Raw genomic sequence first — 19,778 nt, 5'->3', positions numbered from 1 at the left:
ATCCCGTTAGGGGATTAGGGGAAATTGGGGCACCCCCACGCATAGGCTGAAAATCCCCTGGGGACGGCATTTATGCACGTCAAGGCTGTTGGTGCACATCGGGCGACTCGATCCAGTGTGAATCCTGGGCTTTGAGGGTGAATCCTGGGCGCGAAAACCGGCCGGATCCCGCCGTGGACACACTCTGAAAGCCGTTAGCTACCCGTGGAGGCCGAAGTCGTGGTGATCGGGGTCGGGGTGCGGGTGAACGACGGAGTGGTCCCAGGCATCTACCACGTCTGCCCCGAAAACTCCGTGGTCAATCGGGTCTTCCGGCAGTTCTGTCCCGGTCAGCAGAACCGACGGTTCATGCGGCTCAAACCCCATCGGTTGCGGGTCCTGGGGCACCTCGCCCGGTCCAGGAGTTGCCGAATGGCTGATCACACCGCTTGCGGGACCCTGATGCGCGACAACGATGGGAGTGTGCGGCGTGAATGCGTCGAGCGCGGCCGTTGCCGCGCCACTTGCCCACACGTTGCCATGATCGGCGACCTGGGTCCCGGCGGCAGCGCCGGCCGGGGCTCCCATGGACAGCGAATCTGACACCATGGGAATCAGGTTGTTCACGTCTGCGCTGGTCACGCCCGTAAGGTGAGCATCGGCAATCGACTGCGCGGGATTCGCGGCATAGCGTGCGGCGGCATCGGGGTCACGCACTAGCGAGATCACAAAGTCGAGTAACGAGTTCGCCATCGCGCATCTCCTTGCCACACCTAGGGATACCACGATGCTAATCGGTCAACGTGCGGCCGTGATCGGTGCGAAACCCACCTGGCTTGCGGCACCATTAGGGGACGCCCTATTAGGGGAAATCGGGGTTATGGGGTAGGGAGCGTATGCGGTGACCGAATTGTCTAACGAAATCCCCCCGGCTGCCCGCGGCGCCGTCCGGGACCTTGCAAACGCGGCAACGGTACCGGCGAAGGTTCTTTTCAGTGGCGGCATCGGATCCGGCAAGACCACGATTCTGGCCGCCGCCCGCACCGCGCTGCGCGGCGCCGGGCTGACGGTGGTGGCGCTCCCGCCTCGAGACGACGGTCCGCCGAACGCGGCGCTGGTCGTCGACGATGCCCACTTGCTCACCGACACCGAACTGCAACAAGTCACCGACTACGCCGTTGACCCCCGCACAACGGTGGTGGCAGCCACCGAACCCCACGAACAGCGTTCCGCGCTGCGGGCCCTGACGACGGCCATCGAACGGGACCGACCGCGAATATCGCTCGGCCCGCTTCCGGTGACCGAGCACCTACTGGACTGCACCGCGGGACTGCCATTCCTGGTGCATGCGGCATCCGACAGTACGCAGCCAACGCAGGCGGCGCGGATCGCGCTGATCGAGCGGTTACGCCGCCTCGATGAGCCCGCGCTGAACACCTTGCTCATCATGTCGCTGACCCAAACATTGGGAAGCGTGGATGTTGCTGCCGCGCTGAAGATTTCGACAACGGATGCCGGCAAATTGGTAGACGGTGCGCGTGCCACTGGACTCATTGATCCGTCGCAAACCCCGGCATTCCTAGAGTCGGTGCATGACGCAATCGCCCAGATCGTCGGCAACGCACGCCACCATGAGGTCGAAACTTCGCTCTTGCGTTCACAATTCGACATTTCAACGGTGTCGCCGGATCTCGCGGTGAGGCTATCCGGACACGGACTGCACGACGATCGGCTGGCGGGCATCCTTGCGCGTCAGGCCGCGGAGGCTCGCGGCGACTCGGTGCGGGCGGCACGCCTATATCGGGCGGCGGTCGACGCCGGCGCCACCGGGCTCACCGCTCAGCTGGCCGATGCGCTGGCCCGCAGCGGAGACTGCGCGGCCGCGGCGGTGTTGGCCGACGATCTGCTCGGCTCGGCGGACTCCGCCGAACGTGCTGCGGCGGTGCGGATTTCGGCCAGCGTTGCCGCACATGACGGGAACGCGGGTCAAGCGGCTGAGTTGTTCGGCTGGCTTGGCCCGTATCCGGATGCGGTAGTGGGTGCGGCCGCCGCAATCGCGCTCACCGCGACCGGCGGCGTGGCGACGGCGCGCGACGCGTTGCGGCTCAAGGACACCGGTACGCCCACAATGGCGGCACGTGCCTCCCGCAGCCTCGCCGAAGGCCTGCTGATGACCATGGACCGGCCCTATCCCGCCGCTATGGCCAGACTGGGCCAGGCCCTGGCACTGGAACAACCACTCGCCGAAATCCTTCCGGATAGTCCCGCGGCGCTGGTGACCTTGGCGGCGATACACGGAGGCGATCCGGTCCGCGCCCGCAGTGTGATTGGGCGAGCCGTGCGTGCTGACGGCGACGTGGCGTTCGGGCCTCGGCACCTGCTGTTGTCCGGCTGGATCAAAATGCAAGACGGACACCTGCCGTCGGCCAGCGCGGACGCCGCTGAGGCCGGCTCCCAGGCCGGTTCCGCCGCGAACCTGCACCGACGCGACGCCCTGTGGGTGGCGGCGCTGCAGACGGCGATAGCCCGTCGCAGCGGCGACACCGGTGCGCTGCAAAAGCATTGGTACGCAGCCATGGAGGTGCTCGCGGAGTACTCGATCGATCTCTTCGCGCTGCTGCCGTTGGGGGAACTGTGGGTCGCGGCCGCCCGAATGCGCCACGTGGATCAGCTGCAACACAGCTTGCAAGAGGCGTTTTCGCTTCTGGATTCGCTGGGCAATCCGGTGTTGTGGTCCGTCCCGCTGCATTGGGCCGGGGTACACGCGGCGATCCTCGCCAACTCGCCGGAGTCGGTGGCCCCGCACGCCCAGGCGCTTGGCGGCGCCGATACCAGCCTTGCCCGCGCGCTTTCGACCGCCGGACGATGCTGGCTGCGGGTCCTGGCCGATCACGTCGATGTCGACGAGGTCACCGCGGCGGCCCGGTCGCTTGCCCACGTCGGTCTGACCTCTGACGCGACCCGGCTGGCCGGTCAGGCCGCCCTGCAAACTCCCGACGCCCGGGTGTCGGGGGCCATGCTGCAGTTGGCCCGCGACCTCAAGCTGGGCTCGGCGGCTAGTCAGGCTGCCGGCGAGGCGCCCGTCGAAAGCGTTGCGGACTCGGCCGCGGGTGCTCCAGCTCCCGCGCGCCAGCCACCGGCGGGTTCACCGCTGTCCGACCGCGAGCGCGAGGTCGCCGAGTTGCTCCTCCTCGGCATGCCGTACCGCGACATCGGTGCCCAACTGTTCATCTCGGCGAAAACGGTCGAGCACCACGTTGCCCGAATCCGCCGCCGGCTGGGCGCCGGGTCCCGCTCGGAGATGTTGTCCATGCTGCGCGCGATGCTGGCTCCACAAGGCACTTAGGGCAGCCTTTCTCGCGATCAAAACCGCAAAGATGTCAGTATGGGCAGGTTAAGCAGGGTACGGCGGACTGACGCCGGAGTAACAAAGCATTGGGGTGACCTTCCGTGACCACGCAGACGCTCATCAGATTGGTGCTGGGCATGGGCATGACCACGGTCGTGGCCGCGTTGGCACTGAAGCGCGTGTGGTGGCTGTACAAGCTGGTCATGTCCGGCCAGCCGGCAACTGGACGCACCGACAACTTGGGCGCCCGCGTCTGGGCCCAAATCTCCGAGGTGTTCGGCCAACGCAAGCTGCTGAAGTGGTCGCTACCGGGTTTAGCGCACTTCTTCACCATGTGGGGCTTCTTCATCCTGCTGACGGTCTACATCGAGGCCTATGGGGTGCTGTTCCAGCCCAACTTCCACATCCCGATAATCGGCCGCTGGGACGCCCTCGGCGCACTACAGGACTTCTTTGCCCTGGCCGTGCTGACCGGCATCGTCACGTTCGCGATCATCCGGTTGCGCAGCGAACCGAAAGAATACGGCCGCGGATCCCGCTTCTACGGCTCGCACACCGGCGGTGCGTGGCTGATCCTGTTCATGATCTTCAACGTCATCTGGACCTACGCCATCTTCCGCGGCGCGTCGGTGAATGCCCTCGAAGGCGAATTCCCTTACGGCAAAGGCGCATTCTTCTCCCACGCCATGGGTTCGCTGCTACATCCGTTGGGCCACAACGCAAACGAAGTCATCGAGACCGTCGCGCTGCTGCTGCACATCGGCGTGATGCTGGCCTTCCTGCTGATCGTGCTGCACTCCAAGCACCTGCACATCTTCCTGGCGCCCATCAACGTCACCTTCAAGCGTCTGCCGGACGGGCTGGGCGAGCTGCTGCCGGTCGAGTCCGACGGCAAGCCGATCGACTTCGAAAACCCGCCGGACGACGCCGAATTCGGCCGCGGCAAGATCGAGGACTTCACCTGGAAGGGCATGCTCGACTTCGCGACGTGTACCGAGTGTGGGCGCTGCCAGTCGCAATGTCCGGCCTGGAACACCGGAAAACCGCTGTCCCCCAAGCTCGTCATCATGGACCTGCGCGACCACTGGATGGCCAAGGCGCCCTACCTCCTAGGGCAAAAGAGCCAAGAGAGCTCCGTGCCGTTGGAAGGTCTTGACCTCGAAACGGTGCACGAGGAGGGCCACCATGTGCCGGAATCGGGCTTCGGCCGGGTACCCGGGCACGGGCCTGAGCAGGCAGCCCGCCCGTTGGTCGGTACCGCCGAGCAGGGCGGCGTCATCGATCCCGATGTGCTGTGGTCCTGCGTGACCTGCGGCGCCTGCGTCGAGCAGTGTCCGGTGGACATCGAGCACGTCGATCACATCGTCGATATGCGCCGCTACCAGGTGATGATGGAGTCGGAGTTTCCCTCCGAACTCGGTGTGCTGTTCAAGAACCTGGAGAACAAGGGCAACCCGTGGGGGCAGAACGCCTCCGACCGGACCAACTGGATCGACGAGGTCGACTTCGACGTCCCGGTCTACGGCGAGGATGTCGACAGCTTCGACGGCTACGAGTACTTGTTCTGGGTGGGATGCGCCGGGGCCTACGACGACAAGGCGAAGAAGACCACCAAGGCTGTGGCCGAACTGCTCGCTGTCGCCGGGGTGAAGTACCTGGTGCTGGGCACCGGCGAAACCTGCAACGGCGACTCCGCGCGCCGGTCCGGCAACGAGTTCCTGTTCCAGCAATTGGCCCAGCAGGCCATCGAGAGCCTGGACGGACTCTTCGAGGGCGTGGAGTCTGTCGACCGCAAGATCGTCGTCACCTGCCCGCATTGCTTCAACACCATCGGCAAGGAATACCGGCAGCTGGGCGCCAACTACACCGTGTTGCACCACACTCAGCTGCTCAACCGGTTGGTCCGGGATCGGAAGCTGGTGCCCGTTACCTCCGTCTCCCAAGACATCACCTATCACGATCCGTGCTATCTGGGCCGGCACAACAAGGTGTACGAGGCTCCGCGGGAGCTGATCGGGGCCGCGGGAGCCAACCTCACCGAGATGCCACGCCATGCCGAGCGCAGCTTCTGCTGTGGCGCGGGCGGTGCCCGGATGTGGATGGAAGAGCACATCGGCAAGCGGATCAACCACGAACGCGTCGACGAGGCGCTGGCTACCAATGCCGCCACGATCGCCACCGGTTGCCCGTTCTGCCGAGTAATGGTCACCGACGGTGTCAACGACCGGCAGGAGGGGGCCGGTCGCAGCGGGGTCGAGGTGCTCGACGTGGCCCAGGTGCTGCTCGGATCCCTCGACCACGACAAGTCGCTGCTGCCGGCGAAGGGTACCGCCGCAAAGTTGGCGGAGGAGCGCGCCGCCAAGGCGGAGCCTAAGGCTGTCGCACCGACCGCGCCGGCCGAAGCTGAAGCACACGCTGAGGAACTAGCGCAGGCACCCGAGAAGCCCGCAGCGGCGGCACCCGTCAAGGGACTGGGCATGGCCGGTGGAGCCAAGAAGCCCGGCGCCAAGAAGACGGCAGCCGTTCCTGCCGCCGAGGCTGCGGCACCGGCCGCACCCGCCAAAGGCCTGGGCATGGCGGCCGGGGCCAAGCGACCCGGCGCCAAGAAGGCGGCGCCGCCTGAAGCCACACCCGAAGCTCCAGCCGCGGAGGCGCCGGCCACGCCGGCCGCGCCTGCCGCGCCGGTTAAGGGCCTGGGTCTGGCCGCAGGCGCCAAGCGACCCGGCGCCAAGAAAGCCACCGCGACACCCGCTGCTCAGGCTGCTGAGGCACCGGCGGCAACCGAAGCCCCAGCACCCGCCGCACCTCCGGCGCCGGTTAAGGGTCTGGGTATCGCCGCCGGCGCCAAACGCCCCGGAGCAAAGAAGAGCCCAGCGCCAGCCCAGGCTCCGGAGCCGGCCGCGCCGGCAAAGCCGGAATCGGAACCGGGACAGGCACAGTCGCATCCGGATGGGGAAACGGCTCCGCCGGCACCCCCTGTCAAGGGGCTGGGTATCGCACGTGGCGCCCGTCCGCCCGGCAAGCGCTGATCACGGTTTGACACCGGTCAGCAAATTTCAGTGGACATCGATGGCACCATTGTTGGCGTGACTACTCACCAGCTGCCCGTGCACGCCTCCGGTCAGCACCGGCAGCGATCGTTCGCGCAGTCGTCCAAACTGCAGGACGTCCTGTACGAAATCCGTGGCCCGGTGCACCAGCACGCCGCGCGGCTAGAAGCCGAAGGACACCGCATCCTCAAGCTCAATATCGGTAACCCGGCGCCGTTCGGCTTCGAGGCACCCGACGTGATCATGCGCGACATCATCCAGGCGCTGCCATACGCCCAGGGGTACTCCGATTCCAAGGGCATCCTCCCGGCTCGGCGTGCCGTGGTCACCCGCTACGAACTCGTCGACGGCTTCCCACGATTCGATGTCGACGACGTCTATCTGGGCAACGGGGTCTCCGAGCTGATCACGATGACGCTGCAGGCGTTGTTGGACAACGGCGATCAGGTGTTGATCCCCTCGCCGGACTACCCGCTGTGGACGGCGTCCACGTCCCTGGCAGGCGGCACACCGGTGCACTACCTGTGTGACGAGACCGAGAGCTGGCAACCCGACATCGCCGACTTGGAATCGAAGATCACCGAGCGCACCAAGGCGCTGGTCGTGATCAACCCGAACAATCCGACCGGCGCGGTCTACACTCGCGAAATCCTCACCCAGATAGCGGATTTGGCGCGCAAGCATCAACTCTTGCTGCTTGCCGACGAGATCTACGACAAGATCCTCTACGACGACGCCAAGCACATCAGCATGGCCTCGGTTGCGCCAGATCTGTTATGCCTGACGTTCAACGGACTGTCGAAGGCATACCGGGTGGCGGGGTACCGGGCAGGTTGGCTGGCACTTACCGGACCCAAGGATCACGCGAGCAGCTTCATCGAGGGCATTAGCCTGCTGGCGAATATGCGGTTGTGCCCGAATGTCCCCGCACAGCACGCAATTCAGGTGGCCCTCGGCGGTCATCAGAGCATCGAGGATCTGGTGCTTCCGGGCGGTCGGCTGTTGGAGCAGCGCGACGTCGCCTGGACCAAACTCAATGAGATTCCCGGGGTTTCGTGCGTCAAACCGGAGGGCGCGCTGTATGTGTTTCCCCGGCTGGATCCCGAGGTCTACGACATCGACGACGACGAGCAACTGGTCCTCGACCTGCTGCTGTCGGAGAAGATCTTGGTCACTCAAGGCACCGGATTCAACTGGCCGACACCGGACCACTTGCGCATCGTGACGCTGCCGTGGTCCCGTGATCTCGTGGCCGCGATCGAACGGCTAGGCAACTTCCTCGCCAGCTACCGGCAATAGCCGCCCGGTGAATTTCGCGGACGGACTCTGAAGAATTCGCGAAAACCGCACGCCGTCGTGCCCCGAAGCGCGAAGATGCAAACTCACCGGTTCGAACCTTGCGTCATGACACATCGGGAGGTGTCGGATGTCGTTTGTGATTGCGGCGCCGGAAGCGCTGGTAGCCGTAGCTTCGGATTTGACCAGTATGGGCTCGGCGCTTGGCGCCGCCAACGCGGCCGCGGCTGCGCAGACGACCGGGATGCTGGCCGCGGCTGAGGATGAGGTGTCGGCGGCAATCGCGGCCGTATTTTCCCGACACGCACACGGGTACCAGGCGCTTAGCGCGCAGGCGGCAACGTTCCATAACCAATTCGTGCAGGCCCTGAACACGGGTGCGGGCTCGTATGCCAGCGCCGAGGCCACGGCCGCCTCGCAACTGCAGAACGCGCTCGACGTGCTGAACGCGCCCACCCAGGCGCTGTTGGGGCGCCCGCTGATCGGCAACGGCGCCAACGGCGCCCCGGGCACCGGGGCCAACGGCGGGGATGGCGGGATCTTGTTCGGCAACGGCGGCGCCGGCGGGTCCGGCGGTGCTGGCCTGCCGGGCGGCAACGGCGGGGCCGCCGGGCTATTCGGCAACGGCGGGGCCGGTGGTGCTGGCGGGAACGTAACGTCCGCGACCGGCGGGGCCGGCGGGACCGGCGGCGCGGGTGGGTTGTTATTCGGCACCGGCGGCGCCGGCGGTACCGGCGGGAACGCAACGATCGGCTCAGGCGGGGCGGGCGGAGCGGGCGGCGTCGCTGGGCTGTTCGGCACCGGCGGCGCCGGAGGCAGCGGCGGGAATTCAGCGACGGGCATGTCGGGCGGGAACGGCGGGGCCGGTGGTTCCGGCGGGTTGTTCGGCGACGGTGGCGCCGGCGGTACCGGCGGCAAGACGGGCGGCACCAGCGGCGGCGACGGCGGGGCCGGCGGGGCCGGCGGCATGTTCGGCGGGGCCGGCGGGGCAGGCGGCACCGGCGGGCAAGGCGGCACCGGCGGTGGGTTCGGCGGCGCCGGCGGCAACTCCGGATTCCTCTACGGTGCCGCCGGCTCCGGCGGCACCGGCGGCACCGGCGGCACCAGCGGCGCGCCCGGCGGCGCCGGCGGCAACGACGGCGGACTCTTCGGCGCCGGCGGGGCCGGCGGCGCCGGCGGGTTCGGCGGCACCGGCGGAGGGAACGGTGGGGCAGGCGGCGCCGCCGGCATGCTCTTCGGCGCCGGCGGCGCCGGGGGCGCCGGCGGGGCTGCCGGCACCTTCGGCGGAACCGGCGGGGTCGGCGGCACCGCCGGCCAACTCTGGGGCAACGGCGGGTCCGGCGGCATCGGAGGAGCCGCCAACGTGTTTGGCGGCGACGGCGGGGCCGGCGGCAAGGCCGGACAGATCGGCAACGGCGGTGACGGCGGCGCCGGCGGCAGCGCCGCCGCTGGTGGGACGGGCGGCGGAAAGGGCGGCAAGGGCGGCGACGCGGTGCTGATCGGCAACGGCGGTAACGGCGGTAACGGCGGGACCGGCCCGAACACCGGCAAGGGCGGCACGGGCGGGGCCGGCGGGCTGCTGCTCGGCCAGGACGGCCTGGCAGGGTTGCCCTAACTACCGGTGGTAGTCGGTCGAAATCAGCTCCGCTCCAACAACTCCAGCAAGTATCGGACAAGCTGTTCTTCGCCTGCGGCGGAGACCACGGCATGGCGAGCCGCGGCGAACGGCGCGCCGTCGTCACCGACAGCGGGCGACGTGGCTTGACCGACGGTAACGGCCCACCCGAGGTCAACCACGCCCACCACCTCGACGAACTGCTGCACGGAGACCCCGACCCGCCAAGAGGCGACGAAGGGTGAGTGCTCAACCACTACCATTCCAGGGTCGTCAGCCGGGCCGCGGCCGCCGCCCGCGCCGACTTCCCCCCGACACCGAGCTTGGCGTAGCAGTTCGACAGGTGCCGTTCCACGGTCCGCACGCTCAGATGCATGGCGGCAGCTATCGAGTCGTTGTCCCTACCCTGGGCGATGAAGCGGAGCACCTCGATCTCGCGGTCAGTGAACAGGCCGCGGTCGAGTGGCGGCGCGGAGCGGCGGGCCGGCAAGAAGGCGCGCAGCTGCGCGCGGAACTCGGTCCAGGCCGGTTCGTTCTCGAGCAGGATGTGGTTGGCGCTGTCGAGAGGGACGAACTTGGCGCCCGGAATCCAGGACGCGAGGTTGCGCCCCTCGTCGAACGCGACCACCGCGTCGTCCCGGCTGTGCAACACCAGCGTCGGGACCGTGATCGTTGGCGCCAGATCGCTGACATCCACGACGTACCGGACCGCACGGGAGCGGGCCGCGTGCTCGCCCGAGCACGATGATCGCTGCAATTCGTCGAACCACGCCATCTGCGCATCCGAGCCGCCAGGAATGAACAGCGTGGTGAACACTCGCCTAAACGCCGGGTTCGACTTGCCCCAGCCCAGCCGGGTCAGCGCGACGAGCAGCTCGGCTTCCTCGCGTGCCTGCGGTGTCGGATTGAACGCGACTCTGCCCCGGGCGTAGGTCCCGTAGAGCACCAGCCCAGTCACTCGATCCGGATGACGAGCCGCGTAGGCGATCGCCACCGGGCCGCCCCCACTGGCGCCGAACAAGCTGAACCGGTCCACACCGGCGGCATCGATCACGGCTTCGAGGTCGTCGACCCAGTTCTGCAGCGTCAGGCTCGGGTACTCCCGGTCGGACAGGCCACAACCGCGTTCGTCATAGCGGACGAGGGTGTGCTCCTCGCTCAGCAGTTCCACCCAGTGGCGCCAGACCTTCGACGTCCAGTCATGCTCGAGGTGCGTCATCCAATGTCCGGCCTTGACCACCGCCGGGCCGTGTCCGCTGGTGGCGTACGCGAGCCGCACGCCATCCGGCGCGGTGCAAAACCGCAGTTCCTGGCGCACGAAAACATGCTACGTGTGCGCCGACACGTTGTTGCCGCAATTTGGGTAGTAACACCGATGGGGTTGGAGACGTCAAATTCCTATCGTTTGGCGCATCGAAACGGTACGCGCGATGATCGCGTCGCGACACGCTCTCGTCGCCTCGGACCACGACCCGAATTTCGAGGCGGATGCCTCAAGAGCCGTGAAATTTGTTGCGCGGCAACATATCCCCTGACACATCTAATCCGGTCACAGGGAAAGGAAATATTCATGACAACGGTACGCAGTCCGGTCGACAACGGTGTTGACGTCGACGCCCTGCTTGGTGTCCGCGCCGCATTGCCCTACGCCCCGGAAATCGCTCAGTTCCAATGGCGAACAACGGTTTACTGGGTCAACGGAACCCACAGCCGGTCCAGCGTCGACACGTTCTACGGGTTCGGTGAGCCGCAGCAGCACAAGACGAACTTCATCTATGACGCCGATCATCCGTTGGTGTTCGCGGCGCAGGACAACGGGGTCACCCCGGCGGAGTATGTGCTCGTCGCCCTTGGCGGCTGCCTGACCGCGGGCATCGCGTGGATCGCCCAGCAGCGCAACATCGCGCTGCATTCGGTGCAGGCGACCATCCAGGCCGAGCATGACCTGCACGGAATCCTGGGTGTCGACCCCGAGGTTCGCAACGGATTCAGCGGGGTGCGGGTGAGCTACCAGATCAACGCCGACGCGACGCCCGACGAGATCACAGCGCTGGTCGCCCAATCACAGAAGCGCTCCGCGGTCTTCGACATTCTCACCAACCCAACGGACGTCACCGTCGACGTCGTCTGAAAACACGAGGTTCACGATGCTCAAGACGGACACCGTCGTGCTGGGCGCCGGCCACCACGGTCTGGCAGTGAGTCGCTGGCTGGCCGACCGGTCCATCGATCACATCGTGTTCGAACGCGACGAGGTAGCCACCTCTTGGCGCCGTACTGTCGGTGCGACCGCTAGAGCGCGGCTACGTGGTGCATACGGATCAGGACACCTGGCATGCACGCGCGGTGGTGTCCGCCTCGCCCTCGCGACCCAGCAGCCCCAGCGGAAGCGACGGCTGTTTCGCTATCTGCCCTCGGCGCCGCGATGCAGGGTCTTCCCCAGAAACTCACGCCAACCAGCGAGACAAGGCCATCCTGCCGATTCGTCGATGGTTCATAACTCATTTGGAGGTGCCACATGTCGTTCGTGATCGCGACGCCGGAGGTGCTCGCAGCGGCTGCTTCAGATTTGGCCGGTATCGAGTTGGCCCTCGACGCGGCCAACGCGGGCGCAGCGGCCCCGACGACGGCGCTGCTGGCCGCGGGCGCCGATGAGGTGTCGGCGGCCATTGTGGCGCTGTTCAGCACGCACGCCCAGGCATATCAGGCGCTCAGCGCCCAGGCCGCGGCGTTTCATGACCAATTCGTGCAGACCTTGACCGCGGGCGCGGGCTCCTATGCCAGCGCCGAGGCCGCTGCCGCATCGCTGCTGGATGCGCTCAATCGACTGAATGCGCCCATCCAGGCACTGTCGGAGCGCCCGCTGATCGGCAACGGCGCCAACGGGAAACCGGGGACCGGCGAAAGCGGTGGGGACGGCGGAATCTTGATCGGCAACGGCGGAGCCGGCGGTTCCGGGGCCCCCGGCATGCGGGGCGGCAACGGCGGAGCCGCCGGACTGTTCGGCACCGGCGGGGCCGGCGGAGCCGGCGGCGGCGTAGCGACCGGCAACGCCGGGGACGGCGGGAGCGGCGGTCCCGGTGGGCTGTTCGGCGCCGGCGGGACCGGCGGCGCCGGCGGATTCGGCGGCGCCGCTTCCGGCGGGGACGGCGGGGCCGGTGGTCCCGGCGGGTGGTTCGGTGCCGGCGGCGCCGGCGGGGACGGTGGTCACGGCGGCACCGGCGGCGGGTTCGGCGGGGCCGGCGGCACCGGGCTGTTCGCCCCCGGCGGCGCCGGCGGCACCGGCGGGGCCGGCAACACCAGCGGCGGGCCCGGCGGGGCCGGCGGCACCGGGCTGTTCGCCCCCGGCGGCGCCGGCGGCACCGGCGGGCACGGCGGCACCCTAGGGGGGGATGGCGGGGCCGGCGGTACCGGGCGGTATAGCGCCGGCGGCGCCGGCGGGGCCGCTGGGGCCGGCAATACCGCCGGCGGCGTCGGCGGGGCCGGCGGCAATGCCGACGGGCATTTCGGCGCCGGCGGGGCCGGCGGGGCCGGTGGGTTCGGCGGCGTCTTCGCCGGACCTGGCGGGGCCGGCGGCAACGCCGGCATGCTCTTCGGCGCGGGTGGCGCCGGCGGGGACGGCGGCGCGACCGGGGGCGCCGGTGGGGTCGGAGGAGCCGGCGGGGCCGGCGGCAACGCCGGCATGCTGTTCGGGGACGGCGGCGCGGGTGGGGACGGTGGGTTCGGCGCCAGCAAGGGCGGGACCGGCGGGGCCGGCGGCAACGCCGGCATGGTCTATGGCGCCGGCGGGGGCGGCGGGGCCGGCGGGGCCGGCGGGGGCAGCGGCACCAGTGGCGACGGCGGGGCCGGCGGGGCCGGCGGGAAGGCCGGGCTGATCGGCCAGGGCGGTGATGGCGGCGCCGGCGGGAATACCACCGGGACGGTTGCGGGCAAAGGCGGTACCGGTGGTAAGGGCGGCGACGCCATGCAGATCGGCAACGGCGGCAACGGCGGCAACGCCGGCACCGGCAAGTCGCCGGGCACCGCCGGCGCCGGCGGCACCGGCGGAGCGCTGCTCGGCGAGAACGGGATGCCCGGGTTGGCGCCGTAGCCGGCGTGCCCCTGCGAAAGCATTGTTGACCGACGTCGCGGAGAGGATCATCGGACCATGGCTGAAACCGACCCGACGTTGTACCGCAGCCCGGGCGCCGCAGTCGCGGCCGCGCCTGAGCAGCTCGCGTATGTCGCGGCGTTCGACCCGGCGGGCGAAATAAACGATGCGATTGTCGTGGTGGACTGCGACCCCGGCTCATCGACATACGGCGGCGTGGTCGGCTGGGCCGAGCTCCCATCGGCAGGCAACGAAGTGCACCACTACGGGTGGAACGCATGCTCGAGCGCACTGTGCCATGAGGGCCATGCCGCCCATCACCAGCCGGAGCGGCGCTATCTCGTCGTGCCTGGCATTCGCTCGTCGAACACGTTCATCCTCGACACCAAGCCCGACCCAATGCACCCAACGCTGACGCACACGATCGAGGCGACTGAGCTCGCGGCCAAGGCCGGCTACTCGCGCCCGCACACGGTTCATTGCGGGCCCGGCGGCATTTTTATGTCGGCGCTGGGCGGCGCGAACGGCGCCGACGGTCCCGGCGGCGTCGCGCTGATCGACCACGACACGTTCGAGGTGCTCGGGCCCTGGGAGGCCGACCGCGGACCGCAGTTCTTTGCTTACGACGTGTGGTGGCACCTGCGCCACGACACGGTGGTGACGTCGGAGTGGGGGACGCCGTCGATGCTCGAAAACGGGCTCAACCCCGACGACCTGCTCGGCCGCAAATTCGGCCATCACCTGAACTTCTGGAGCATGAGCGAACGCAACCTCACCCAGCGCGTCGACCTCGGCGATCAGCATCAGATGGTGCTCGAACTGCGCCCGGCCCACGACCCGGCCAAAATGTGGGGTTTCGTCGGCGTGGTGATCAGCGTGGAGGATCTGTCGGCCTCGGTGTGGCTGTGGCACAAGGCCGACGATCGGTGGGCCGTCGACAAGGTCATCACGATTCCGGCCGAGCCGGCCGACGCAGCCACCCTGCCGCCGGCGTTGCAGCCGTTCGGTGCGGTGCCGCCGCTGGTCTCCGACATCGACCTCTCGGTTGACGATCGCTGGCTGTACGTATCATGTTGGGGCACAGGAGAACTCAAGCAATACGATGTCAGCGACCCGTTCCATCCGCGAGAGACAGCGTCAGTGCGGCTCGGTGGAGTTGTGCGGCGCGAGCCGCACCCGCTGGCCCCAGAGATGCCGCTAAGCGGCGGGCCGCAGATGGTGGAAGTCAGCCGCGACGGCCGGCGCGTGTACGTCACCAACTCGTTGTACGGTGCGTGGGACGACGTGTTCTACCCCGACGGCGTCGGCGCGTGGATGGCCAAGCTGGACGCCGACATCTCCGCTGGCGGTCTGGTGCCCGACACCCGCTTCTTCCCGTACGGAGACGAGTTCCGTGGGCTGCGGGTACACCAAATCCGGCTGCAGGGTGGTGACGCATCCAGCGACTCGTACTGCTTCACGAGTTACTTCGACCTGAAAAAGTGACGGCCCCTGAGTCTGCTGTTGGTGCGCGAATACCGCGTGACTGTGGAGGCAGAGATCCGTGCTTTGGGGCGTCGGGTCATGCTGCGAGGCCGCTGATCTTGACTAGGTTGTGGGCGAGGACGCCGTGTCCGGTCCAGATTCGGGTTCCTTCGGTGCCATCGATGGAGGAGCGGCTCCAACCGTAGTTTCGTTTGAGAGTGCTGATGCGGCCTTCGCTGCCGGTGCGCCACTTGATTGTTCGTCGGAAGGCTGGCCGGTGTTCCTCGGCTTGCCGAGCCTTGCCGGGTTTGCCTTTTCGCGGTATCACGACCGTACGTACACCGAGGTCGTGCAGGTCGTTTTCGACGCGTTCCTCGCCGTAGCCGCGGTCGGCGGTGACGGTGCCCGGGGTACGCCGGGCGCGTTTGGTGACCCGTTTGACCGCGGGCGCTAGTTGCGGCGCGTCGGGTGGATTGCCTTGCTCCACACGGTGGTCCAGGACGATGCCGTCGTCGTTGTCGACGATCTGGGCCTTGTGCCCGAACTCGACCGGCCGGCCCAGCCTGCCCTTGGCGATCGGGCGGGCATCGCCGTCGTGAAGGCTGACCCGCCGACTCGCCCCGTCCGGGATGTGCCCGGCGACGCGCTGCTGGGTCTGCGCCACGATCTGCCGCGTCGCTTCCAGCAGTTTGGCCAGGTCGTTGACCGCACGCACCAGCCGGCCACGTCGCCGGCCGGCTGCTGCATCATGCTCGCCGCGGGCGCGCAGGTCGGCAGCTTTGACCTGGGCCCGGCGCACCGCCCGCTTGGCGTTGACCAGTAGCCGCTCGGCCTCGCGCGCCGCGGTTTTGGCCAGCACAGCCAGCTCCCCGGTGCTGGTCAGCACCGCGGCCTTGGCCTCGTCGCGGCCCAGCGCGGCGCGAGAGCGCAGTTTCGACGCGATCGCGTGCGCGCGCTTGCCCGCCGCGCGGGAGCGGTCCCGCAGCTGGGTGCGCACCGCGCCCCCAGCGGCCTGGATCCGCTTGCCGATCCCGGCGATCCGGCGCGTCGCCTTGGCCAGCAGACTCGAATCGGTCGGATAGGCCACATTAGCCGGCACCACCGTGGTATCCACCCGAATCCGATTAGTACGCAACAACTTCGCCTCAGCCGCCTTGGCCAACAGCACCTCATTGAGCCCGTCGACCGCCGCACTGCCACACCGGGTGGTCAGCTTCATCAACGTGGTCGGATGCGGCACCGACCCATCCAGTCCGATCCGGCAGAACCGGCGCCAAGTGATCGAATCCGCGACTTCTCGGCACAGCGACTCATAGCCCAGCCGGTAACGGAACTTCAAGAACATCAACCGCAGATAGGTCTCCATCGGCGTGGACGGACGCCCGATCCGTGTATCGAAGAACGGCTCGAACGGGGCGAAGAACACCGGATCATCGAGCAGCCCATCGACCCGCGCCAACTCATCGGGCAACTTCAACAACTCCGCGGGAAGCACTGCCTCCCAAAGCGACACCTGATCGCCTACAGTACGAAACACGATGGCCTCAATCCCTTCCGCAACAAGGGCTTGAGGCCATCTTTCCTGTTCAGCACCATCAACCCGCGGATCAACGCGCCGACTTTTTCAGGTCGAAGGAGTTAACGGCTCGGCGGCATCGCGATCACTCCGAAATCAGCTGCGTTCCAACAACTCCAGCAAGTAGCCACCGTATCCGGACTTGACCAGGGTGCGAGCGCGTAGCGCCAACTGCTCGTCGTCGATCCAGCCGTGTCGCCACGCGACTTCTTCGGGAACGCTCACCTTCAAGCCCTGCCTTAGTTCGAGCGTGCGAACGAAGTCGCTGGCGTCCAGCAGCGAGTCGAACGTCCCGGTGTCCAGCCAGGCCGTCCCACGGGCCATCACCTCGACCGCCAACCGGCCCCGGTTGAGATAGATCTGGTTGACCTCGGTGATCTCGTACTCGCCGCGCGCTGATTTCTTTAAGCCCTTGGCGATTTCGATCACGTCGTTGTCGTAGAAGTACAAGCCCGGCACCGCATAGTTAGACTTCGGCGTCTCGGGCTTCTCCTCCAGCGAGAGCGCCATGCCATCAGAACCGAATTCAACGACGCCGTAGGCTGACGGATTCGCCACCCAGTACGCGAAAATCGCTCCGCCGCTGATAGTTTGGAAGCGGCTCAGGCTGGTACCCAGCCTGGGGCCGTAGAAGATGTTGTCTCCCAACACCAAAGCCACCGAGTCGGTGCCAATGTGGTTGGCGCCGAGGACGAATGCTTGCGCCAGCCCGTCGGGTCTATCCTGCGTCACGTAACTGATGTTGATACCAAATTGTGTGCCGTCGCCCAGGAGTCGCTGGAAGCCGGCCGCGTCGTGGGGTGTGGTAATCACCAGGATGTCGCGGATGCCCGCCATCATCAGTGTGGACAGCGGGTAGTAAACCATCGGTTTGTCGTAGACCGGCAGCAACTGTTTGCTGATGCCAATGGTGATCGGATGCAGGCGAGTGCCCGAACCGCCGGCCAAGATGATCCCGCGCATGATCGGCTCCTAACGCCTCAGTCGATCTCAATCGACACAGTCGTCCTCGGTGAGATCGGTTGCCGCCAGCGCCGAAGCCAAGTCCTGATGCCGGAACACCGAGGTGACACGATCTCGGACCACCCGAAACGCCGTCGCGCCGGTGACGTCGCCGGGTCGGTCCGGGTTGCTGATTTCCTGCTCGACGACCACCACCCCGTCGTGCACGTACATCCGGCCAAGCTCCGCCGTCGTGGCGAGGGAGGCGGCCCACCGGCGTAGCGCCTGGTGACCCTGGGCGGCTCCGTGCGCATCGCCGATGTCGATGTCGTCACTGGACAGGGCCACCAAGGTGTCGAGGTCGGAGTCGTTGAGAGCGTCATGCCAAGCCAGAACGGTGGCGATCTCCGATGTGGTCATTGGTAGTCGGGGGCGCAGTGCTCGGTGAGCCTGTTTCCCCTTCCCCCTTTCAATCCGTGCGTGCGGTTTTCCCGCACACGGCTTTCCGATGATCGTCTTGGCATGGTTACGCAGCCTTCGGGTAGCGGATGGTGCCACGCAGGCGATGCAGGCCATGATCGTTGAACCGCTGTTCCGTCCACTGATCGGCCTGGCCGGGGCGCAGGTTGCGTCCCCGCTTCTTGATCAGAAGCCGTTTCAGACGCCATGCGACATGCCGGTCGATCTGGCGGAACTTCTTGGCGGCATTTCCGGTGCGAAAGTAGTTGCCCCAGCCGCGCAGGATCGGATTCAATTCCTCGATGAGGACGCCGATATCTGTCCCGGCGCGGTTGCGGCCGGTGCGGTGCCGCACCTTGTCCCGCAGCCGGGCCATGGCCCGCTGGGACGGCCAGCGGTGCAGGTAGTAGCGCACGATGCGCTTCTGTTCCCACAACCGCCCCGACATGCGGGCTCGGAAGTGACAGCCCAGAAAATCCAGGCCCTCACGACCCTCCCGCAGGTCGACCACCTTCGTCTTGTCCGGATGCAGCCGCAACCCCAATGACGCCAGGATTTCTCCCACCGCCACCAGAGCGTGCTCGGCTTGCGCCTTGGAGCGGCACAGCACCACACCGTCATCGGCGTAGCGCACCAACTCACCCACATTCCTGCGGGCAAGTTCGGTGTCGAGCACGTGCAGGTAAATGTTGGCCAACAGCGGCGAGATCACCCCGCCCTGCGGAGTGCCCGCGACCGTCCGCTCATGCACCCCTTCGACCATCACCCCTGCCTGCAGCCACAGCCGCAGCAGTTTGAGCACCCGCCGATCCGAGACCCGCCTACCCACCAGCTCCAATAGGCGTTCGTGGTCGATCTCGCCGAAGAAGTTCGCGATATCGAACTCGACCACGAACTGGTAGCCCTCGATGAACCCACGGCGCAGCCGCTCTTTGGCCATCACCGCCGACCGCTTCGGCCGAAACCCATACGAGCACGACACAAAGTCCGCCTCGAAAATCGGTTCCAGCACGATCTTGACCGCAGCCTGAACTACCCGGTCTCGCACCGTGGGAATCCCCAACGGCCGCTTACCACCCTGTGGTTTCGGAATCTCCACACGCCGCGCCGGCGCGGGACGATACCGACCTGTGCGGAGGTCGTGGCGCAACTCACGCAACATGCGGTCCACGCAGTAATCCTCCACCTCGGCCACGGTGATCCGATCCACCCCGGCCGCGCCCTTGTTCTTGCACACGCGAAACCACGCCTCCCACAGGACGTCACCCCTGTAGACACGGTCGAACAGGGCGTGGAAACGCCGACCCGAAGACTGCTTGGCTGCAGCCCATAGCGCGTGTTGCAGTTGTCGTACTTTCACCCCCGACGGGCACAACGGCTCGTCATCGGCTACGGCAAGCCGAGGCTTGCCGGGGGAATTGGACCGAGCAGGCCCGGTCATGCCCTCGTACTTACCCACTTCGCGCGCATGATCAAAGTCGGGGCCCTTCCCTCCTGGCGTGTCTCTCACGCCCATCAGCGGTACTACGACCCCGTCGGACTCCCGCTGCGCTCCAAGGGCTTTCACCATCGGCTTATACCCTTGGTCTCTTGCCCGACGTAGGCGTGCCAGACGGGTCTCTCCTGTTCCGAACCAGACTGTGTGCACGTGCCGCTCCCCATACCCCGGAAGGACCCGCCGAGCGCACCCCGGAACCGACTCGGACGGACATGGCCTTCGCCGTGACATGAGCGGCTCGGCTCCTCCGTTGTGACTGTGACGAGGCTGCAGGACTCGCACCTGATGGCACTACGGCCCGCGCACTTGCTCCCTCCAAAGAGGCTCTTGACACCCCGCTTAGCCCGCCAGATCTCTCCGACGAACCGGGGCCTGCTACCCGGCGCTCCGGCACCTACCGGGACGGGACTTCCACCCGCAAGCCTGATCCAGCTTCCAGGACACACCATGGTGTGCAAGT

General features: G+C 67.2%; 12 protein-coding genes and 3 pseudogenes. 9 read left to right on the top strand and 6 right to left on the bottom strand.

Features of this window, described 5'->3' with window-relative positions; all coding sequences use genetic code 11:
• Positions 1–198: 198 nt before the first annotated feature.
• On the bottom strand, positions 199–732 hold the full coding sequence (locus AADZ78_RS02690) for an Rv0340 family IniB-related protein (RefSeq protein WP_085251310.1): 534 nt from the start codon (positions 730–732) through the stop codon (positions 199–201).
• Positions 733–880: 148 nt separating this feature from the next.
• On the opposite strand from AADZ78_RS02690, the gene iniR reads away from it, so the two are divergent.
• The 6 genes and pseudogenes from iniR to AADZ78_RS02665 form a co-directional block, all read left to right on the top strand.
• Entirely contained in the window at positions 881–3,325 is a 2,445-nt protein-coding gene (gene iniR, locus AADZ78_RS02685; RefSeq protein WP_085251311.1) for an isoniazid response ATPase/transcriptional regulator IniR, read from the top strand.
• Positions 3,326–3,429: 104 nt separating this feature from the next.
• Positions 3,430–6,357 (top strand): heterodisulfide reductase-related iron-sulfur binding cluster, encoded by a 2,928-nt coding sequence (locus tag AADZ78_RS02680; RefSeq protein WP_085251312.1) that lies wholly within the window; start codon positions 3,430–3,432, stop codon positions 6,355–6,357.
• A gap of 30 nt (positions 6,358–6,387) precedes the next feature.
• Complete coding sequence (locus AADZ78_RS02675) at positions 6,388–7,677, top strand: pyridoxal phosphate-dependent aminotransferase (protein ID WP_085251313.1); 1,290 nt, start codon at positions 6,388–6,390, stop codon at positions 7,675–7,677.
• A gap of 127 nt (positions 7,678–7,804) precedes the next feature.
• Positions 7,805–8,305 (top strand): annotated as a pseudogene (locus AADZ78_RS28885) (PE family protein); the annotation flags it as partial.
• Positions 8,306–8,356: 51 nt separating this feature from the next.
• Positions 8,357–8,503, top strand: a pseudogene (locus AADZ78_RS28880) (hypothetical protein); the annotation flags it as partial.
• A gap of 839 nt (positions 8,504–9,342) precedes the next feature.
• A pseudogene (locus AADZ78_RS02665) lies at positions 9,343–9,525 on the top strand (HNH nuclease); the annotation flags it as partial.
• Positions 9,526–9,545: 20 nt separating this feature from the next.
• On the opposite strand, the gene AADZ78_RS02660 reads toward AADZ78_RS02665, so the two are convergent.
• Positions 9,546–10,607 (bottom strand): alpha/beta fold hydrolase, encoded by a 1,062-nt coding sequence (locus AADZ78_RS02660; protein WP_085251339.1) that lies wholly within the window; start codon positions 10,605–10,607, stop codon positions 9,546–9,548.
• 252 nt (positions 10,608–10,859) lie between these two features.
• Here AADZ78_RS02660 and AADZ78_RS02655 point away from each other — a divergent pair, with 252 nt between their 5' ends.
• The 3 genes from AADZ78_RS02655 (at position 10,860) to AADZ78_RS02645 (ending at position 14,864) form a co-directional block, all read left to right on the top strand.
• Positions 10,860–11,420, top strand: coding sequence for an OsmC family protein (locus tag AADZ78_RS02655; protein ID WP_085251340.1), 561 nt, complete (start codon positions 10,860–10,862; stop codon positions 11,418–11,420).
• A 387-nt stretch (positions 11,421–11,807) separates the two neighbouring features.
• Positions 11,808–13,379 (top strand): PE family protein, encoded by a 1,572-nt coding sequence (locus AADZ78_RS02650; RefSeq protein ID WP_204903487.1) that lies wholly within the window; start codon positions 11,808–11,810, stop codon positions 13,377–13,379.
• A 57-nt stretch (positions 13,380–13,436) separates the two neighbouring features.
• Positions 13,437–14,864: a selenium-binding protein SBP56-related protein gene (locus AADZ78_RS02645; RefSeq protein WP_085253203.1), complete on the top strand. Its 1,428-nt coding sequence runs from the start codon at positions 13,437–13,439 to the stop codon at positions 14,862–14,864.
• 76 nt (positions 14,865–14,940) lie between these two features.
• On the opposite strand, the gene AADZ78_RS02640 is transcribed toward AADZ78_RS02645, so the two are convergent.
• The 4 genes from AADZ78_RS02640 to ltrA form a co-directional block, all read right to left on the bottom strand.
• Positions 14,941–16,380, bottom strand: coding sequence for an ISNCY family transposase (locus tag AADZ78_RS02640; RefSeq protein WP_085251832.1), 1,440 nt, complete (start codon positions 16,378–16,380; stop codon positions 14,941–14,943).
• Between the two features lie 135 nt (positions 16,381–16,515).
• The gene (gene rfbA / locus AADZ78_RS02635) at positions 16,516–17,382 is read right to left on the bottom strand and encodes a glucose-1-phosphate thymidylyltransferase RfbA (protein ID WP_085252775.1); all 867 of its coding nucleotides are present in this window, start codon (positions 17,380–17,382) and stop codon (positions 16,516–16,518) included.
• A 27-nt stretch (positions 17,383–17,409) separates the two neighbouring features.
• Positions 17,410–17,781 carry a nuclear transport factor 2 family protein gene (locus tag AADZ78_RS02630; RefSeq protein WP_085252774.1) on the bottom strand — a complete coding sequence of 124 codons (372 nt, stop codon included), beginning with the start codon at positions 17,779–17,781 and terminating at the stop codon, positions 17,410–17,412.
• A gap of 106 nt (positions 17,782–17,887) precedes the next feature.
• A complete protein-coding gene (ltrA, locus tag AADZ78_RS02625) occupies positions 17,888–19,279 on the bottom strand; it encodes a group II intron reverse transcriptase/maturase (RefSeq protein WP_239656802.1) in 1,392 nt (463 codons plus the stop codon).
• Positions 19,280–19,778 lie beyond the last annotated feature (499 nt).

The organism is Mycobacterium riyadhense (genome assembly GCF_963853645.1).
Taxonomy (GTDB): domain Bacteria; phylum Actinomycetota; class Actinomycetes; order Mycobacteriales; family Mycobacteriaceae; genus Mycobacterium; species Mycobacterium riyadhense.
This window is presented reverse-complemented; position numbering and strand designations above follow the sequence as displayed.